Genomic DNA, 17,429 nt, shown 5'->3' with positions numbered 1-17,429 from the left:
AAAGTGACAACCCACTATCAGATAATGCCAAGCAAGAAAAAAGGCAGCCTAGTGCGATAGACTGCCTTGATACCAATCCTTATTAATACTTAATCATTTTGAGGGACTCATTAATAGAATTGGTATTGTATTGAGGAAAACTTGTAAAACTTATATGCCTATAATGTGTTTCAAAGGTTCAGCAACATGAACAATTTCGTTTATGCTTTTCCATCTTACCCACCCCTGGGTTAAAGCGGTTGGTCGGGTCGAGCGTTCGATAAAAAGCTTTTACATCTTCTTCGGCTTCATAAAGATGACCGACATTGTGCTCAGCCGGGTACTTAGCACCTCGAGAATCAAGTAGTGCCAACATTTGCGCTTTCACTTTCTTAGCATCCGCACCTTTTTTCAGCACATAGTCTTGATGAAATACATGGCAGAAGAAATGCCCATAATAAAGGCGCTTATCGACCTGACTAGCAATGTCTTCTGGCAACTGCTCAACCCAATCAAAGTCATTTCTACGTAGGGCAATATCGAGCGCTAAAATGTCTCCAACTTTATCTTCATGTAATGCTTGATAGCGAATAGCAGCACCTGCCGCTGCAAAACGTTGTAAATATGCCTTACTGGCTTCATCGGGCGTACATTCAAAATACCCGCCCGCTTGCGGGTTTTGAGTAAAGTATGACTTTAGAAATTGTTTGGCTTCGGCAATACCACCATCACTCATTTTTAAGATTAAGTGATGCTCATAATTGTCTCTAAATTCGAGCATGCGCTTGGGTAAATGCTGTGGGAATAAGTAGCTTGTCAACTGCATCACCTTGTCGGTGAAATTGCTTGGCATAAAGCGCCACTTTTTAAAAGTCGCATCTAACCGCCCTTTTAAGGCAAACAACTTAGGTAATCTATCGGTGCCTAAGTGCTGAATGCTTAAAAAAGTATCTTTGCCATACTTTTCTGCAATATCGAAGATTTCGCAGTGCAGGTATTCTCCCACTTCTGGCAAATTTTGAAATTCAGATAATATGTGACGTCGTAAATCGCTTAAAGTTTTAGGGTCATTAGTACCAATATAGAATGTCTGTTCCTGATTCGGTACTTCAAAGGTATCTAGGCGCACTGCAAATACAGCTATTTTTCCTGCACAACCACTGGCCTCATAAAGTTTTGAGGTATCGGCATTAAATCGGCTCGGCGTATCAGCGTCTACATCGCGTAATAAGCCTTCATAATCGGTCGCACTGGCTGATTTATCGGTAACCAGGTTGTTGTGAGCGAAGTTACCCGACATCAGGTTCTTTAAGATCTCTTCTGGCGTTTCACCCAATTCAATGCCTAAGTGATTCACTAAATGCAATTGGCCTTTTTCATCTACACGGGCAAAGAGTGACAACTCAGTATAAGCTGGCCCACGCTTTACCAATGCGCCACCTGAGTTGTTTGCCACCCCGCCAACAATCGATGCCCCTAAACAGGAAGAGCCAATCACCGAGTGTGGCGCTCTTGCCAAAGGCTTCAAGGTTTTTTCTAACTTATGTAACGTAGTGCCGGGAAAGCTCAACACTTGTTTACCCTGCTCTAGCACCACTAAGTCATCCATTGCCAAAGTGTTAAAGATCACGATGTCTCTATCATAGCCGTCACTCGAAGGCGTTGACCCTTCGGTTAAACCGGTATTCGCCGCTTGCATTATCATTATGCAGTCAGCTTCGACACAGAGTTCTAGCGCATGCCAAAATGCTAATAAATTTTGCGGAAATAGAACAGCCAGCGCACTACCGCCACCCGAGCGCCAGCCCGTTCTATAGTGCTCGGTTTTATTTGCTTGAGTTTGTATATTCTCGCTGCCTAACACTTTGCTCAAAGCGGCCAATAGCTGCTGGTTGTTCATATTCTTCTCCATTTTAATGACTTAACGGTCCTGCAATATTCAAAACATATAAGGCAGTCATCACTAAGGCGCCTGACGCCAAAACATAATATAAGGTTGGCACGATTGTGCGTCTGAGTGTGGCCCCTTCTTGACCCAATAAGCCAACTGTTGCACTTGCCGCGACCACATTATGAATGGCAATCATGTTACCTGCCGCAGCCCCCACTGCTTGCGCTGCGATAATTAATGCTGGCGATAACCCTAAACTCATTGCCGCTTCAAACTGAAATTGGCTAAACATCATATTTGATACGGTATTAGAGCCAGCAATAAAGGCACCTAGTGCACCAATGGTTGGGCTTACAAGGGGAAAAGCCTCACCAAACCAAGTGGCAAACATCTGGGCACTGGCCATTGGCATACTAGGTAAATCGGATAGGTTCACACCTGAATTAATAAATAGGCGAACCATGGGCACAGTAAACATTAAAACAAAGCCAGCACTGATCACGGTTTTAGTCGATTCACCAAATGCATTTCGCACGATTTGACCTTTTTGACCCGACTGACCTTGTAAAATGAGCGCCACCAAAGCAGCAATCACCATTAATCCACCTGGCAAATATAAAGGGGCAAAAGAAGCGCTTACCCCAGTTTCACCGAGAATATTACTGAAGCTGATACTCAAACCAGTTAAAAGCCCTTTAAATTCTGTAAATACACGAGAACAAACTAATAAAGCCGCAACGATTAAGTAAGGCACCCAAGCCACGACGATAGACATTGAACGACTACCGCTGATGTTTTCAGCTTTAATCTCTAGGTTGCCTAACCACTGTTTAGGCCAAGTCTCTTTATTCGCAAAATCCCATTGTGTTTTCGGCACTAAAAGCCCTTTTTTCGCGGCGGTAACAACAATGGCAATACTCACTAAACCGCCAAGGAGCGATGGAAATTCAGGACCGAGAAAAACACCAGTTAATGCATAAGGAACGGTGAAGGCAAAACCTGCAAAAATAGCAAACGGTAACACCTCAAGACCTTCTTTCCAGCTTTTGTTTTGTCCAAAAAAACGTGTCAGCATCATCACCATAAATAGTGGCATCACAGTGCCCACAATGGCATGAATAATTGAAACATTGGTGGTAATGAGCTGCAGATATTGCTCCCACGTCCAGCCTTGAGTCGCAAGCTGTTCAGAAATTGCTGTGGTATCTAACCCTTTATTTACACCGATGATAATAGGTGTGCCCACAGCACCAAAAGAGACCGGCGTACTTTGGATCATCATGCCCATTAACACCGCTGCTAAAGCTGGAAAGCCGATTGCAACCAATAATGGCGCGGCAATTGCCGCTGGCGTACCAAAGCCAGAGGCGCCTTCTATAAACGTGCCGAAGCACCATGCAATCACAATTGCTTGAACACGTCTATCGGGCGAGACGTGCATAAAACCTTCACGGATGACGCCAATGGCCCCCGTATGCTTTAGCATATTCAATAAAAAAATTGCGCCAAAAACTATCCACAAGATAGAGAAGGTGATCCCTAAGCCTTGTAGAATTGACGCTAACACGCGATTAGTTGACATATCCCATACAAAGAGCGCCAGTGCGGCAGTCGTTGCTAGCACCACAGGCATGGCTTTTTTCGCAGGCCAACTCAGGCCCACCAGCAGCAGAGCTGCTAATGCAATTGGCAATAAAGCCAATGCACCTAGTGTTAATTCGTTCATATTACTTTCTCTTGTTGTCTAGTTTTTATTGTTTTACTTACCCACAACGTGCTTATTTGTGATTTATATAATTATTTGTACTTAACCAAAGCTCAGGTTAATTAAGCATCGAGTAAACAAAATTTATAGAAATGTACAACTCTGTTAACTATTAATATATATTCATTAAAGAGAATGTTTTTTTCCTTTTTTGACATAATCAACATTGTTGAAAGAGGCTGTTAGGTGTATTTATGGTTAAATCTGATGATATTTTCTTGTTTGTTCAAGTCGTTGATGAAGGCTCGTTTTCTAAACTCGCTGAAAAACTTGAGATGACCAATTCTGTGGTAAGCAAACGGATCAGCCGTTTAGAAAAAGCCTTAAATGTACAATTATTGTATCGTACAACGCGCAAACTCAGCTTAACTGATGCAGGACAAGCCCTCTACGGTAAAGCGCGCTTAGCCAAACAAGCATTGCAAGATGCACAAGATACAGTGACAGGCTATGGTGATGCTGTACGCGGTAAAATTCGCGTGACTGTGCCATCTGTCTCTGCCAATCTATTACTGAGTAAAGCCATTGCTGAGTTTTGCCAACTCTACCCTGATGTTGAGGTTGAACTTCATGTCAGCAATCGATTGGTCAATATTCTTGATGAAGGCTTTGATTTAGCAATCAGAACCGCTTTTCTTGAAGACTCTTCTTTGGTGGCAAGAAGACTTATTGATTCACAGTGGATTGTATGTGCCAGCCCAAGCTACTTAAATCAGCATGGTATTCCTCATAAACCCAATGACCTACTAGATCATGAATGTTTGATTTACAAATATGAAGGCGTTGGCCCTGACAACTGGCTCTTCCAACAAGAAGGTGTAGAGGCAAACGTGCAAGTACAAGGTCGCTTTTATACCAATAGTCTTGCGGCCATTCGCGATGCTGCCGCAACTAATTTTGGTATTGCTTATTTACCTCGTGCACTGGTTCATGATGATTTAATGTCAGGCAGGTTGGTTTCTTTGCTAGCCGATTACACGGCAAAAGAGCTTGGCGTGTATGCGGTCTATCCAAAATCGCGCCAGCCAGACAAAAAGCTTAACCTGCTCGTAGAGCATCTGCGTGACGCGTATTTAGCAAAAAAAGAGTATCTTTATTAAATGAAGATACTCTTTTTACTTTAAACTAACTTATAGAACTTTTTGCTTAAAAAGCGCGCTTATAAATTACGCTTAGAACTTTTAATTAAAACCTTTAGTTAGAACTTTAGCTTGGCACTGAATTGTAAGTAATTTGAGTCAATACTCTGCATGCCTTCGTCGTCAACACTAAAGTTACCTAGCTCAACTCCTAAATCTAAGTATTCGTTGTAGCTGGTGATCAAGTTCACGCCAAAATGACTGCGTTTGCGCTCAAGCACATCTGTTGAGGCACTGCCGTAAAACACCGATGAACGTAACTTTGGCGTCCAAAAGTGCCTATATGCAATCGCATAGGCCACCGTACTTTCGACTTCGGCTGCTTGCTTACCCTCTGCGGTGACTATGTCAGGGGTAATGCCCGCTGCAACATAGCGCCCAGCGTCTCCACTGGTTACCTGAAAACGTAGATCATCTTTGCCAACAGTGTTAATTTTGGCCGCGATATTAAATGCAGTCGCCGTTTTATCTAAACCGCCTTGATCAACTTGGCGTAACAGGCCAGCCACAGATACCATGCCCCAATCCGCTTTATGGTTATAACGGGCAATAAAATCTGGTAGCGATTCATCTTTATCTGCCTGAGCACCCGTCACGCCCACACCACTGACACTACTGCCGACATCTCCGTCACCATTGGTCTCTGGGTTTTCAATGGCAAACTGCCAAGCTCCATGGGTGTATCTCAGTTGAGTTTGACGAATAAAAACCTCACCGGCATGTGGGCCACCGAAATCAAGTGATTCTGGCAGTGCATGCAATGGCATAAAGGTGGTCCAGTTTTGACCTGCCATCCAGTTTTTATACTGAATATATAAATGCCTTAAGCGTGGGTTTGATGAATTACTTACTACTTCGTTACCACCGCCACCATAGAAATCCATCTCAACAAAGCCTCTAATGTCGCCATGCTGCACAGTTAAATTCACTCGAGACTCTTTAACATTAAATGCCGTATGCGAGGTATCTTGTGCAGCACCTCCAGGAAAGTTTGCTAACCAATAATCTTGATAAGCCACATCACCAGAGACATGACGAATATCGACCTTACCGTAACCGCCAATTGACACCTTAGTTTGTTTTTCACCCTGTTTAACGTTCAGTATTTCTACAGCTTGCGCTTGTGATGTTAGGCTCAGTGCACATGCACCTAACCCTAAAACGACTTTACTTGATAAATGTTTCACCACGCACTCCTCAGTTTAGGTTTATTGTTATATGTTTGTTGTCGGGAGAAAATTTACGGGCAGCTAACCTTTCGATAAATGGACATAAAGCCAAAGACTTTTTCCAAAAAGAACAAAATAGAGAAATCTCCTGATGAGTTGGTTGAGCAAATCATTAACATTAAACCGAGTCTTTATCGAAGATTAAGTTAGCGTCATGAGTTCTGTTCAGCTGTTTGTTAAACCATTTAACATGGTTAGGTTGCCAATTTGGCAAAAATGCTTTTCTATTATTGCTATTAACGCTTGGCGGTTTTCAGCCATACACTTCGCAAAACACAGCAGTGCTCATACTTCTGATAACACTTAGGACACCTGTTATGCGCCTTAATCAATGCTACAACTTTCAAGACTTTAGAAAACTGGCAAAGCAACGCTTGCCCGGACCAATCTTTAATTACATCGATGGTGGCGCTGACGACGAGACTACTTATCGTCGCAATACTGAGGCGTTCGAAGGCTGTGATTTACTACCAAGCGTACTAACTGGGGTCGAAGATATTGATTTATCTGTCACTGTCATGGGCCAAAAGCTCGAGATGCCAGTGTATTGCTCACCCACCGCGCTACAAAGACTGTTTCATCATCAAGGTGAGCGCGCAACTGCGGGAGCCGCTGAAAAATACGGTACCATGTTTGGCGTGTCTTCACTTGGCACCGTCAGTTTAGAAGAGATTGCCCAGCAAACCTCGACGCCTCAAGTTTATCAATTCTATTTTCACAAAGACCGAGGGCTAAACCGCGCCATGATGGAGCGTGCCAAAGCGGCAGGAGTCGAAGTGATGATGCTAACTGTTGATTCAATCACAGGTGGCAACCGTGAACGCGATTTGCGCACAGGGTTTTCAATTCCGTTTCGTTTAACACTGGCAGGCTTGATCCAGTTCGCCATTAAACCAATGTGGGGGTTGAACTACGTATTCCACGAAAAATTCAGTCTGCCGCAACTTGATGCCCACATAAAAATGGGTAGCAGCACCAGCTCTATTGGTGACTACTTCACAAATATGCTCGACCCAACCATGAACTGGGACGACGTAGCTGAAATGGTGAAGTTTTGGGATGGCCAGTTTTGCCTGAAAGGCATTATGACCGTTGAAGATGCCAAACGCGCAGTTGATATTGGCTGCACGGGGATTGTGATCTCCAACCATGGCGGTCGCCAACTCGATGGCGCTCGCAGCTCATTCGATCAATTAGCTGAAATCGTCGATGCCGTCGGCGATAAAATTGATGTACTTTTCGACAGCGGTATTCAACGCGGTACTCATGTTTTAAAAGCGCTTTCACTGGGTGCAAAAGCCGTGGGCATTGGTCGTATGTATTTATACCCGCTTGCCGCTGCTGGTCAACCTGGTGTCGAACGCGCACTCGGACTTATGCAAGAAGAGCTCATTCGAGATATGCGCCTAATGGGGTGTAAGTCTATTTCTGAGCTTTCTCGAAAAAATTTAAGGTTCAGGTAGTTTCAAAAAATTCATAACACGTTGTCATACTTGCATTATGAAACTCAAGCCAACCTTTTAGGTTGGCTTTTTTGTGCTTCAAAATATGTAATACCAATCCTCACTAATACTTAATCATTTTTAGGGACTAAAACTGCCGCTTGCTTCGTTAAATATTTCTTATTTAGAACAACTAAATAGCAAAATTTTTACCTTGCTATCGACAAGTTTTCCTCGCCTCAAAATAGATCACTTAATTAAGAGAATTGGTATAAAAAACTAAATAATCGACTTTCTTTGCTGTATTCAAAATTAAAATAAGTATAATGTATACAAAATTCACATTAAGCATTTGGATACTTGAAGCAATGAAAGCAAAAATAATAACCGCGGTCCTATCGCTTGCCGTGCTTGCAGGCTGTCAAACTACAGAGCAACCAGCCGCTGTCGAAGATTACAGTAAAGTAAAGCTGGCATATGGCAATGTCGTTAAAGAAGGTGAAGTCTATATTCCAGCTTGGAAACGCAATGAAGCGAAAATCAACCAAGTGCTTGCAAATCAGCATTACTGCGCCGACAACTTGGTTTTACGCTTCCAAGCCATGTCGCAGCAAAATATCGAAGATTCTTGTAAATTACTGCTAGAAACAGAAAAGCGTTTTCACACTCTATTCAATACGCGTGGTAAGCCCCTGCTTCATGACAACAATGATGTATTGCGCGCCAATATTTACGCCAGCCGTGAAGACTATGTAAAGTATGTCACCGATCATTTTGACGTCCCCTCTAACAATGGCGGCATGTACCTCGAAGGATTACCGCATTTAGCAGACAACAGCGCCGAGTACGTGGCGTACTTGAAAAAAGGCACCGTATGGAACTTAAACCATGAGTTCGTGCACTATTTAGATGGTCGTTTTAATACTTATGGTGATTACTGCGCGCCGCCTCATGATAACCATTATGGTCCGGAATACTGTCCAGAACCCGCTGCTGAGCCACCTTATTTGATTTGGTGGGGCGAAGGGCTAGGTGAATATGTTGCACACATGAACAATAACCCGCGAGCACTAGCATTGGCCGGCGAAAAGACCTATCAACTGAGCGAATTGTTTTATAACAACAGCGCAAACTGGAATACCAACCGCATCTATCGCTGGGGTTATTTAGCTGTGCGTTACATGATGGAAAAACAACGCGATAAAGTTGAAGAGATGCTATTTCATGTGCGTCGCGGCGATTACCCGCGCTATCAAAAAATCGTAAAAAATTGGGGTACCAGCATGGACGCTGACTTTCATGCTTGGTTAGATACGGTCGCAACCAAATAAGCAAACGCAGTTACCTGCTTAAGCTTGGTTAACCTCTTTTGATCCAAGTAACACTTTTAAGTGTCGATCCAATAAGGTGCAGTATGCCTAGGTCTATACTCTGCACCTTATTTTTCTAATCCACATCAGCCTCCATAACACCTTGCCTTTTCATTCTTTGTTTACATTTCATCACATTCCAAATTATCTACGTTCTTTCACCCAACATTCGAAAGTGAGATAATTTATTCAATAAAAACAAAATAAAAGACAAATAATGAAAAAATATCTACTCACTCCTCTTGCAGCAGCATTAGCACTTACTTTAACGGCGTGTGGTGGCGGTTCATCTGGTGATGATAAACCATCTCAAGGCACAGGTAGTGGTGGTGTTACTGAACCACTTCAAAAAATATCATTAGAGGCCTACACATACTCTTGCCAAACAGAAACGCCATATGCAACCGACATCGTTTTTCATAACGAAGCAGGTAAACCTGTAGGCACAGCTAAAACCAATGCTGAAGGTGTTTTTTCAGGTGAAGTACCAAAAGACACTAAACACGTTTCAGTATTAGGTGATGAAGTTGAGTTGGATGATGGTGAGTATAAGAAAATTCGCACCGTTTTAGATATCGAAAACAGAAGTGATTTAGGAGCGTTCTATTTCACCCGATATAAATCTGATTGCAGCTGTGAAGACTACACTTTAGACACCAGTGAGCTTTCATATACACAATCTGGCTACTCTCTCTATGGTGGCTATTATTTTCCTGTTACTGACACGGTTAGTGTATGTGGAGATGAAAACATCTACTTTTCTGTTGTTGCAAATGACCTAAATGAAGCAAAAGCAACAATAACCGCTGTTCCAACTAATACAAAAACAATCAAGCTCACTGATGCTGACTTTACCCATCAAGGCATTGCAGTTGACCACCAAGTCAGTGCTGGTACTGAAACTATAACAACGTCTGGATATTTTGAAACAATTGAGAGTTTTAGATTCTACCAATTTAGAACTGTTGACCAACTCACTCCTACGTTTATTTTCCCTACACTAACAGAGCATAACTTTTACAGACAATACTTTAACGAGCGAAGTTCTGTAGGTGAAGTGAGCGTTCGTATGGCAAGTCAAGCTCGTAGTAGAGTAAATAATGATGGCACATTTGATCTTACTGAGCTACCTGTCATATCACCAGATCTTAGCGCCGATATTATAGCCTTTGCTAGTGCCAGCGACTTGAGCTACGACTTTAGCTCTGTTGATGATCGCCTAACAAATGTTGAAATTGATTTCAGCTTCTTAGTTGATGATGCAGCAGAGACACGATTTGATATGAATATTAGCGGCTATATCAGTGGTAAAGTACCAGACTTATCATTTGGCTCTGTATTCCCTGAACCTGCAGGCAACGCGACTCTTGAGCAGCTTGATATCTTTTTATCAGGCTATGCTGGCAACCCTACAGATAAGAAAAGTGTTGATGCTTTATTGGAGGAAAGGCTTCAAGGTAATCACATTGCAAAAGATAAATTCAGTAATTACGTATATATAGATTTAGGTGCAGCACTAGACTAAGCATCTAATAAAGGCCACATTCGTGGCCTTTTACTTCTCTCCTTTCAAGTAATACACTGCTCAGTGCTTTTATTCTTCAAACAACAATAAATCATGAGTAAATATTACGATCCTATCAGCGCACAACACTGCCAAAACCAAGCCTTCGCCCCAAGTTATTGGGCCCGTACCCAAGCATTGCCAGAATTACTGCCAGCTATCGCGTCTGACACAAATTGCGATGTCGTTATCATTGGTGGCGGTTTTAGCGGTTTACTCACCGCCTATTACTTAGCAACTGAGCATCAACAAGAGTGTATAGTGCTTGAAGCGAATCAAGTCGGTTTTGGTGCCAGTGCTCGAAATGCAGGTTTTGTACTAAAAGGCTCGGGCCGTTTAAGTTATCCGCAAATGGCAAATCAATGGGGCATGGATGTTTGCCAAGGCATTTATGGCGAATTTACAGAAGCGGTACAACGGGTTGAAGATCTCATTCAAAGCCAACAGATCGAGTGTGACCCGCAACCAAAAGGCTATCTAAAAATAGCGCATAACCAGCAGGCCTTTGCAGGTCTTAAAGCACAAGCTGAATTCTTACAAAAACACCTTTCGAGTGATGCTGAATTTTTGTCTACTGATGAATTAGAAGCTAACTATATGCACAACAAACAAGCCTATGGTGCGATGCGTTTACCCGATGGCTTTGGTATTCACCCGCTTAGGCTTGTACTGGGTTATAAAAAAATGGCCATGGAGGCTGGCGTTAAAATATATGAGCATACACTGGCAAGCGATATTAATGACACAGGTAGCGATATTACCCTTAAAGCCAATGGCTTTAATATCCAAGCCAAAAAGTTGGTGATCTCCGGGAACGCCTATAACAGTAAGGTAACTTCGCCAGTTATTAATAACCGCTATCTGCCTATTCTCAGTAGCATAATGGTGACAAAACCACTTACTCAAGACCAACTTCAAAGCTCAGGGCTAAAAACCCACCAAGTGACGATGGATACGCGCACCTTAAAATACTATTACCGTTTATTGCCCGATAATCGCTTGTTATTTGGCGGCCGTGGTGCAATTTTTGCCAAAGATCAAAATAAGCCAACCTATTTAAATAATCTAAAGAAAGGCCTGGCTGATTGCTTCCCGACTCTAAGCAACATCAATCACGACTATTATTGGCATGGCTATATTGCAGCTGCCCTTGATGATATGCCTCATGTCACTGTGCAAGGCAATATTGGCTATACGCTTGGGTATTGCGGTGCAGGCGTCTCTTTTAGTGCACAGGCCGCATACCGACTAGCGCAACAAATCGCGGGAGTCACAGTGCCAAACTTGCCTTTGTATCGAACACCCTTACCTTATTTACCATTTCCTAGTCTCAGACGATTTGGGCAATGGGGGTATTATCAATATGCACAGTTAAAAGATAAACTCGGTTAGCATATAAATTTTTGTGTCAGTCTATGGCTTTGCAAAAGACTGACACTTTGTGCACATTTGCTGCACAATTGATACCTACAGTTGATTCATAATCTAATTGAAGCTTTACCTATAGGAGTGATTATGATGAAACTGACCAATCTCATAACACCTAAGTATCTCCTTCTATTAGCAACCACTTTTACACTATTTGGTTGCGGTAGTTCTGACAGCAATAATGAAATCATAGCTGACACCTCATCAGCTAGTGACGACACGAGTAGTGATTCTAATAGCTCTACAGACTCTGACAACAGCACTTCTTCCAATAACGAAACAGACAATGGTACTGCGTCTATAAATGGTTCTACTGACGGGGTGCTATGTGATTATTATTACAATGAATACAATGATTCAGCTTCTGTCCAAGCCACCAGCAACGCGCAGTGGTCATGTGATGGCAGTAATCGAACACTAACTGCCAATGGTCTACCAGACCACGCTACGGGGCAATTCCCCAATGCCAATAACCCCAATGAAATCAGTGAGCAAAACGTCTCAATCGCTTACACTCTGACCCCCAGTGAAAGCACAACAGCAAGTACTTTAGGTGGCCCTCGCGGTGCAACTGGCTATGTTTTAAATGGCGTAAAAATTGACGCCAATACTGCTGGCACCTGTGATGATTCTGGTAATAACTGTAGTCTAATTGGCAATGAGGGGAGTTGGCATATCGAAGCGCTGGGACAAACCAGTTTCAACTTCGGCACTGACGACAATAACGCCCATGTGCAACCTGGTGGTGCCTATCATTACCATGGGATGCCTGAAGGATTTATAACGCTAAGAGGTGGTAATAACACAACCATGACTTTAATTGGCTGGGCGGCTGACGGCTTTCCTATATACGCACGATATGGCTTTAGCGAAGCTGGCAATGCTAATTCGCCAATAAAAGTAATCACAGGCAGCTTTCAGTTGATTGAGAATATCAGCGCCAGTCGCCCTCCTGTTGAAGTATACCCTTTAGGCACCTTTGCCGAAGATTGGCAATATGTAGCAGGCTCAGGAGACCTAGACGAATGTAATGGCCGCTTTGGTGTAACGCCTGAATTCCCTGAAGGCATTTATCATTACTACGCCACAGATACCTACCCGTATTTTCAGCGCTGCGTAAAAGGCGAACTATAAAAGAGGCTAAATATGACTATGAAACTCAGATTGTGCTTTGCACTCATTGGAATTTTACTGGGCGCTTTTAGTAATAACACGCAAGCTCATTTGATGGCACCTAACAAAGGCACGTTAAATTTCGAGCCATCTGGAGGGTATTTAGTTTTGTCTTTGCCTGTATCAGCTTTCACTCACTTTGATAAGAACGGTGACAAAGCACTTACCTTTAAAGAAATTAAGTCTCAGCAAAAAGCAATGATTCAATACATTACAGACTCAGTATATATAAAGGGTAATAACCAAAAAACGTTTTTAAGCGGTGTGATGTTAGCCCCTCAGCGAAGTCATAGTGTGAATAACAATCAAATTGAGCAAATTGTTGTGATTGGTAAGTTCTTGACCTCTTTTAAGAATGGCGTTTCTTTACATACATCACTGTTAAATAACTTAACTCAAAATGAAAAGTTAACCATCACCACAACAGTGAAAGGTAGCAACTCAAAGCAAATATTCACGCTCAATAATGCATATTCTTCACACACATTAGGAGAGTAAAAAACCAAAAAGCAACTCTTTATTTACATTTTTATACTCAAGTGACATAGTAAAGAAGCTTGATTAATACAAGGAGACTAAGATGAAAATTAAGCTACAAAAGAAAACCATAAAACAGCTAAGTAAAGATGCAAAAACAATCGCGCACAACCAAACCCCTCAAGTTGCAGGTGGTACTGCAACACAAGGTGCTTGTTACTCTGTAGGTTGTGATACAGCAGCATTCTTGGGTTGCCCAACTGGGAATAACTGTTATTCTGCAATAGATAAGATCTGCTTGCCTAATTACTAAGTAGTAAGGGAAGCCAGTGGCTTCCCTCTTTGTAACTCTGAAGAATTTTTATTTAGAATTCTGCGCATCTTGTTCTGTAAATATAGGGTAACCTTCAGGTTTAAAACGGTTTAAGTTATATAAAAAACGGCTGTCTTTTACAGGCAAAGTTGCTGAACCATAGTCATACTGATTCAGCTTATCTCGAAGTCCCTGATTATCAATCCCATCCCCCTGCATTTCGTACCAACTAATAATTGGGGGAGTTACAAAGCGATTGTATGCTGTTTCAGCAACTTCATTGCTTTTGGCAAATCGAAGCGCATGAGTCAGAATACCATCTTTGTGATAAACAACTTTTAAATGGCCATTTTCCATAGGTAGCTCAGATAAAGGCTTAGTAAACAAGTCTCCATGCGCACTATAACTGCCGTGCGTCACTAATCCGTCTTTGGTCCATACAGCTGCATATTCCCAATCATGACGATGCCCTCCGCCAAAGTATGAAAATACCTGATCTTTTTTAAAATAAAGTGCATAGAAATGTGCGCAATACTGCCCACTTGGGGTATCTTTGCACGCATAACGGTGTACGGTATTAGAGGTATTAAGAAACCAAGTGTCTCGACAGTTTCCGCCTAAACTGCCTGATGTTTTCAACCCGGCATTTTGCTGCCCTGCACGGCTTATACCTGCGCTCGGCAAGCAACCATCACCATCAAAATCGAAGATAGGTTCTGTACCATTGATAACGTACGAAGCGGGCAATGCTTCATCTAAAGCGGCAAAGTCATTCGCCATAAGGTTGGTCGAACTTAACGCATAAGTCACAATGAGGCTTACACTGTGTAACAGAAGTGTCTTTGGTGTTGTCATATTGATTATCCTTAAAAAACCCAAAATAAAAATACAACAATTTTGTTACATTTAAAATTTATTTTCCTAACTCAGAAATCGACATAAAAACCCTACTCTTATTAAGAACTCCATCTAACCCCTTATTCCTAAAACAGCACAATGTAAAATAAATGTTATAAATAAATTGACGATGTAAAGTTGTTACTCTATTTTATCGTTACACCTCGATGGGTGTTGTGAACAACATAGACACGGATTATTTCAAGGAAATCTTATGAATCACTTAATTAAAACAGCCTTAATGGGCTCATTATTAGCAAGCTTTTCCAGCTTTTCAGCAGACCTAATTAAAACCACAAATGCGCTCTCTCCACACCCTGAGCTCGACATAATTGACCAGTTCAACCACAGCGCAATGCAGGTCACTGACATCAAGCGCGTACTGGCGAGCAATGTCGCGAGAGACTTAAAATCACAAAATAAGCATTGGTTAAACATGCTTAATAAAAACCACACTGCTAAGTTAAGCAAACTGCATTTAACCCAAAATAATCAGCAGTTGATGCAAAGCGCCAACGCTCGTACGCGTTCTCTAAAAGGCTTGGAACAAGAAAGCACTAACCTTTACCAACTTAGACTTGCCTCTGAAAAGATGCTTGAGCAATGGCAAGACGGCCAACAACCCCTTATTGCATTTGCACCTAAAGGCGATGACAAAGATTGGATATACATTGAAGCATTTGACGCTGAGGGCAATGTACATCTGCTAGATGCGCATACTATGCCCTCTCAACCTGTTCTGATCTTAGAATTAGACGGTCAGCAAGTTAAAAAAGAAGGCCTTGCTGTTATGCAGTCTATTTTTGAGCAAGCACGCAATCAGCCTGCAGCGGAATTTATGGCACAGCAAACAATGCAAGCGTCATCTATCTCTACATCAAAGCTCGATAGAATTCGCTTGAATGATGATGAAGAGCCTTGGATCTCTGGTAAAGCAGAAGTCTATGCGGTGGTGACTGGCGTAAGTCCATCTCGTAATGAGCCAATCTTAGACATCGTCGATATGCCATACCTAGATCATGATGGCACTGACTATACGCCAAACCAAATTCTGATCCATTGGGAGCGCTACCGATGGCAGGCTGCCGATGTCTTGTTGATGGAGCAAGATGACAATACTAACTATCAAGACTTGGCGACGACATTTTTAGATATTGTTACTCAGGTGATGCGCGCAATACCAGACCCGAATGTACAAGGCTATGCAATTATTCCGCAATTAACTAACCAGTTAATTAAAGCCATGCCAAGTCACTGGTTTAGTAATGATGATGATTACCTAGATGTGTTCTACACACTATTTGAGGGTCAAACCTACAGCAATCATATGGGCGCCAGCAATAACGCAAGAATCACCTTAACACCGCTGACAATTAATCCTAGAAATTAATAAACAATGGTTTGAAAACATAAACTTTAAAACTAGCAGCTAGACTCCCTACTCTAACTGTAAAAGGCCTTAATTTAATGTTTAAGGCCTTTTCTTATTGTACAAATAACTTTTATTTAACCATGTTGGTAACATCTATAAGGCTTTGCTGTCTTGCGATTAATAATTTGTACTTGATCGTGTTCTAAGCCTTCGAGACTGGGTTTTATTGCTCGCTCAAAACGCATTGACGCCGCTTCAATTCTTCTCGCTTCTTTTTCGATTGCACGAATATCGGCTTCATGATGTCTCACTATTTGCTCTATTTTACGTGCTAGCTGCTTTTGCTCTCGTAACTTCTGCTTATCGATTTTTAGCACATTGTCATCTTCATAAGTGACAGCATCAGCTAGCTTTTCTAACTGCTCTTGATACACTTCTAGCTCTTCATCCATATCGCGTACGGGCTTTTCAAGCCCTGTCATTGTATCTTCGATGTTTTGCAGTGCCTTATAGGCAGAAATCTGTGATTCAGACATAGGCATATCTTTTACTTTTTCACAGTCTTTAAATACTTGGATGCGGTAATCTGAGTCTGCTTGTTTCTCAGGTGCAGCATTGGCAGCAACACATGCTGTTAAAGCTGCGCTGCTTAATACGGATATGAGGGCTTGAATTTTCATGGCAGTCACCTTTCCTGTTGATGTCATTGTTAATCAGTGTTTGAAAGGTTAGTCGCGGCGGTTTTGAAAATAGTTTGAATAAATAAAATTTAAGCAATAAAAAAGCACAGGGCGAGTATTTTATTTGCTCACTGTGCTTTTAGCTTCTAGCTTCTAGCTTCTAGCTTCTAGCTTCTAGCTTCTAGCTTTCAGACTATTACTTCTTAACCCACTTGCCATTTACTTTTACAAAGTGGCCTTTGGCTGTTTTTTGCAATGCTTTTTTGCCAGCTTGTTGTTCGACCTGCGCTAAGGTAATACCGTGTTTTTTCGCTAACTGTTCATACTTTGCTTTACGCTTTGCATTGATTGAATCAACTAGGCTTTTTGCATCAGCACTGTTTTTAACTGTAGCTAAATAACCTGATGCAGTTTCACCTACCAGCCCTTGAGATTTAGCCGCAGTTAAATCTAATGCGAAAGCTGAAAAGGCAAAGCTCAAAGCTAAAATTGGCAATAAAAATACACTCTTTTTCATAACGTTCTCCTTAGAATAACTCACTGTCATCGCTAAATAGGTCATCTAGCTCTTTATCTACTTTTACTCGGATCTCATGATCTACTTTTACATTCAAATTAATGGTGATTGGTTCTTTGGTTTCTACTTGTACCTTGTGCGTACATCCCATAAGCACTAAGGCACTGAATAAAGCCGCTATCCACTTCATGGT

General features: G+C 41.9%; 16 protein-coding genes. 9 read left to right on the top strand and 7 right to left on the bottom strand.

Features of this window, described 5'->3' with window-relative positions:
- Positions 1 to 178: 178 nt before the first annotated feature.
- Both dld and ACXAC4_RS03515 read right to left on the bottom strand, forming a co-directional pair.
- Positions 179 to 1,879, bottom strand: coding sequence for a D-lactate dehydrogenase (gene dld / locus ACXAC4_RS03520; RefSeq protein WP_475159063.1), 1,701 nt, complete (start codon positions 1,877 to 1,879; stop codon positions 179 to 181).
- Between the two features lie 13 nt (positions 1,880 to 1,892).
- Positions 1,893 to 3,596: an L-lactate permease gene (locus ACXAC4_RS03515; RefSeq protein ID WP_475159061.1), complete on the bottom strand. Its 1,704-nt coding sequence runs from the start codon at positions 3,594 to 3,596 to the stop codon at positions 1,893 to 1,895.
- 233 nt (positions 3,597 to 3,829) lie between these two features.
- Here ACXAC4_RS03515 and ACXAC4_RS03510 point away from each other — a divergent pair, with 233 nt between their 5' ends.
- Positions 3,830 to 4,735, top strand: a complete 906-nt coding sequence (locus tag ACXAC4_RS03510) for a LysR family transcriptional regulator (RefSeq protein WP_475159058.1) — start codon at positions 3,830 to 3,832, stop codon at positions 4,733 to 4,735.
- Between the two features lie 98 nt (positions 4,736 to 4,833).
- Here ACXAC4_RS03510 and ACXAC4_RS03505 read toward each other — a convergent pair whose 3' ends face one another.
- The gene (locus tag ACXAC4_RS03505; RefSeq protein WP_475159056.1) at positions 4,834 to 5,961 is read right to left on the bottom strand and encodes a DcaP family trimeric outer membrane transporter; all 1,128 of its coding nucleotides are present in this window, start codon (positions 5,959 to 5,961) and stop codon (positions 4,834 to 4,836) included.
- Positions 5,962 to 6,320: 359 nt separating this feature from the next.
- Between ACXAC4_RS03505 and ACXAC4_RS03500 the strand changes: the two genes are divergently transcribed.
- From ACXAC4_RS03500 to ACXAC4_RS03470, 7 genes are all read left to right on the top strand, one after another.
- Positions 6,321 to 7,466, top strand: coding sequence for an alpha-hydroxy acid oxidase (locus ACXAC4_RS03500; RefSeq protein ID WP_475159052.1), 1,146 nt, complete (start codon positions 6,321 to 6,323; stop codon positions 7,464 to 7,466).
- A gap of 347 nt (positions 7,467 to 7,813) precedes the next feature.
- The gene (locus ACXAC4_RS03495; protein WP_475159050.1) at positions 7,814 to 8,776 is read left to right on the top strand and encodes a collagenase; all 963 of its coding nucleotides are present in this window, start codon (positions 7,814 to 7,816) and stop codon (positions 8,774 to 8,776) included.
- Positions 8,777 to 9,032: 256 nt separating this feature from the next.
- Positions 9,033 to 10,340: a hypothetical protein gene (locus tag ACXAC4_RS03490; protein WP_475159048.1), complete on the top strand. Its 1,308-nt coding sequence runs from the start codon at positions 9,033 to 9,035 to the stop codon at positions 10,338 to 10,340.
- 93 nt (positions 10,341 to 10,433) lie between these two features.
- Complete coding sequence (locus tag ACXAC4_RS03485; protein ID WP_475159047.1) at positions 10,434 to 11,771, top strand: NAD(P)/FAD-dependent oxidoreductase; 1,338 nt, start codon at positions 10,434 to 10,436, stop codon at positions 11,769 to 11,771.
- A 123-nt stretch (positions 11,772 to 11,894) separates the two neighbouring features.
- A complete protein-coding gene (locus ACXAC4_RS03480) occupies positions 11,895 to 12,941 on the top strand; it encodes a YHYH protein (RefSeq protein ID WP_475159045.1) in 1,047 nt (348 codons plus the stop codon).
- 12 nt (positions 12,942 to 12,953) lie between these two features.
- Positions 12,954 to 13,478 (top strand): hypothetical protein, encoded by a 525-nt coding sequence (locus ACXAC4_RS03475; RefSeq protein ID WP_475159044.1) that lies wholly within the window; start codon positions 12,954 to 12,956, stop codon positions 13,476 to 13,478.
- Between the two features lie 82 nt (positions 13,479 to 13,560).
- Positions 13,561 to 13,770, top strand: a complete 210-nt coding sequence (locus ACXAC4_RS03470) for a hypothetical protein (protein ID WP_349287444.1) — start codon at positions 13,561 to 13,563, stop codon at positions 13,768 to 13,770.
- A 48-nt stretch (positions 13,771 to 13,818) separates the two neighbouring features.
- Here ACXAC4_RS03470 and ACXAC4_RS03465 read toward each other — a convergent pair whose 3' ends face one another.
- On the bottom strand, positions 13,819 to 14,625 hold the full coding sequence (locus ACXAC4_RS03465) for an NPP1 family protein (protein ID WP_475159043.1): 807 nt from the start codon (positions 14,623 to 14,625) through the stop codon (positions 13,819 to 13,821).
- 256 nt (positions 14,626 to 14,881) lie between these two features.
- Here ACXAC4_RS03465 and ACXAC4_RS03460 point away from each other — a divergent pair, with 256 nt between their 5' ends.
- Complete coding sequence (locus ACXAC4_RS03460; protein WP_475159042.1) at positions 14,882 to 16,057, top strand: DUF3103 family protein; 1,176 nt, start codon at positions 14,882 to 14,884, stop codon at positions 16,055 to 16,057.
- Between the two features lie 116 nt (positions 16,058 to 16,173).
- On the opposite strand, the gene ACXAC4_RS03455 is transcribed toward ACXAC4_RS03460, so the two are convergent.
- From ACXAC4_RS03455 to ACXAC4_RS03445, 3 genes are all read right to left on the bottom strand, one after another.
- Entirely contained in the window at positions 16,174 to 16,719 is a 546-nt protein-coding gene (locus ACXAC4_RS03455) for a hypothetical protein (protein ID WP_475159040.1), read from the bottom strand.
- A gap of 196 nt (positions 16,720 to 16,915) precedes the next feature.
- Positions 16,916 to 17,236 carry a YdbL family probable chaperone protein gene (locus tag ACXAC4_RS03450; protein WP_058029036.1) on the bottom strand — a complete coding sequence of 107 codons (321 nt, stop codon included), beginning with the start codon at positions 17,234 to 17,236 and terminating at the stop codon, positions 16,916 to 16,918.
- Positions 17,237 to 17,246: 10 nt separating this feature from the next.
- On the bottom strand, positions 17,247 to 17,426 hold the full coding sequence (locus ACXAC4_RS03445) for a YnbE family lipoprotein (RefSeq protein WP_058029035.1): 180 nt from the start codon (positions 17,424 to 17,426) through the stop codon (positions 17,247 to 17,249).
- Positions 17,427 to 17,429: the final 3 nt, after the last annotated feature.

It is taken from the genome of Pseudoalteromonas sp. AWM4_233 (assembly GCF_056158285.1).
This window is presented reverse-complemented; position numbering and strand designations above follow the sequence as displayed.

Excerpts from the sequence above, each read along its gene's own strand:
- dld (WP_475159063.1), bottom strand. The coding sequence starts at position 1,879 with ATGAACAACCAGCAGCTATTGGCCGCTTTGAGCAAAGTGTTAGGCAGC.
- ACXAC4_RS03515 (WP_475159061.1), bottom strand. The coding sequence starts at position 3,596 with ATGAACGAATTAACACTAGGTGCATTGGCTTTATTGCCAATTGCATTA.
- ACXAC4_RS03510 (WP_475159058.1), top strand. The coding sequence starts at position 3,830 with ATGGTTAAATCTGATGATATTTTCTTGTTTGTTCAAGTCGTTGATGAA.
- ACXAC4_RS03500 (WP_475159052.1), top strand. The coding sequence starts at position 6,321 with ATGCGCCTTAATCAATGCTACAACTTTCAAGACTTTAGAAAACTGGCA.
- ACXAC4_RS03495 (WP_475159050.1), top strand. The coding sequence starts at position 7,814 with ATGAAAGCAAAAATAATAACCGCGGTCCTATCGCTTGCCGTGCTTGCA.
- ACXAC4_RS03490 (WP_475159048.1), top strand. The coding sequence starts at position 9,033 with ATGAAAAAATATCTACTCACTCCTCTTGCAGCAGCATTAGCACTTACT.
- ACXAC4_RS03485 (WP_475159047.1), top strand. The coding sequence starts at position 10,434 with ATGAGTAAATATTACGATCCTATCAGCGCACAACACTGCCAAAACCAA.
- ACXAC4_RS03480 (WP_475159045.1), top strand. The coding sequence starts at position 11,895 with ATGATGAAACTGACCAATCTCATAACACCTAAGTATCTCCTTCTATTA.
- ACXAC4_RS03475 (WP_475159044.1), top strand. The coding sequence starts at position 12,954 with ATGACTATGAAACTCAGATTGTGCTTTGCACTCATTGGAATTTTACTG.
- ACXAC4_RS03470 (WP_349287444.1), top strand. The coding sequence starts at position 13,561 with ATGAAAATTAAGCTACAAAAGAAAACCATAAAACAGCTAAGTAAAGAT.
- ACXAC4_RS03465 (WP_475159043.1), bottom strand. The coding sequence starts at position 14,625 with ATGACAACACCAAAGACACTTCTGTTACACAGTGTAAGCCTCATTGTG.
- ACXAC4_RS03460 (WP_475159042.1), top strand. The coding sequence starts at position 14,882 with ATGAATCACTTAATTAAAACAGCCTTAATGGGCTCATTATTAGCAAGC.
- ACXAC4_RS03455 (WP_475159040.1), bottom strand. The coding sequence starts at position 16,719 with ATGAAAATTCAAGCCCTCATATCCGTATTAAGCAGCGCAGCTTTAACA.
- ACXAC4_RS03450 (WP_058029036.1), bottom strand. The coding sequence starts at position 17,236 with ATGAAAAAGAGTGTATTTTTATTGCCAATTTTAGCTTTGAGCTTTGCC.
- ACXAC4_RS03445 (WP_058029035.1), bottom strand. The coding sequence starts at position 17,426 with ATGAAGTGGATAGCGGCTTTATTCAGTGCCTTAGTGCTTATGGGATGT.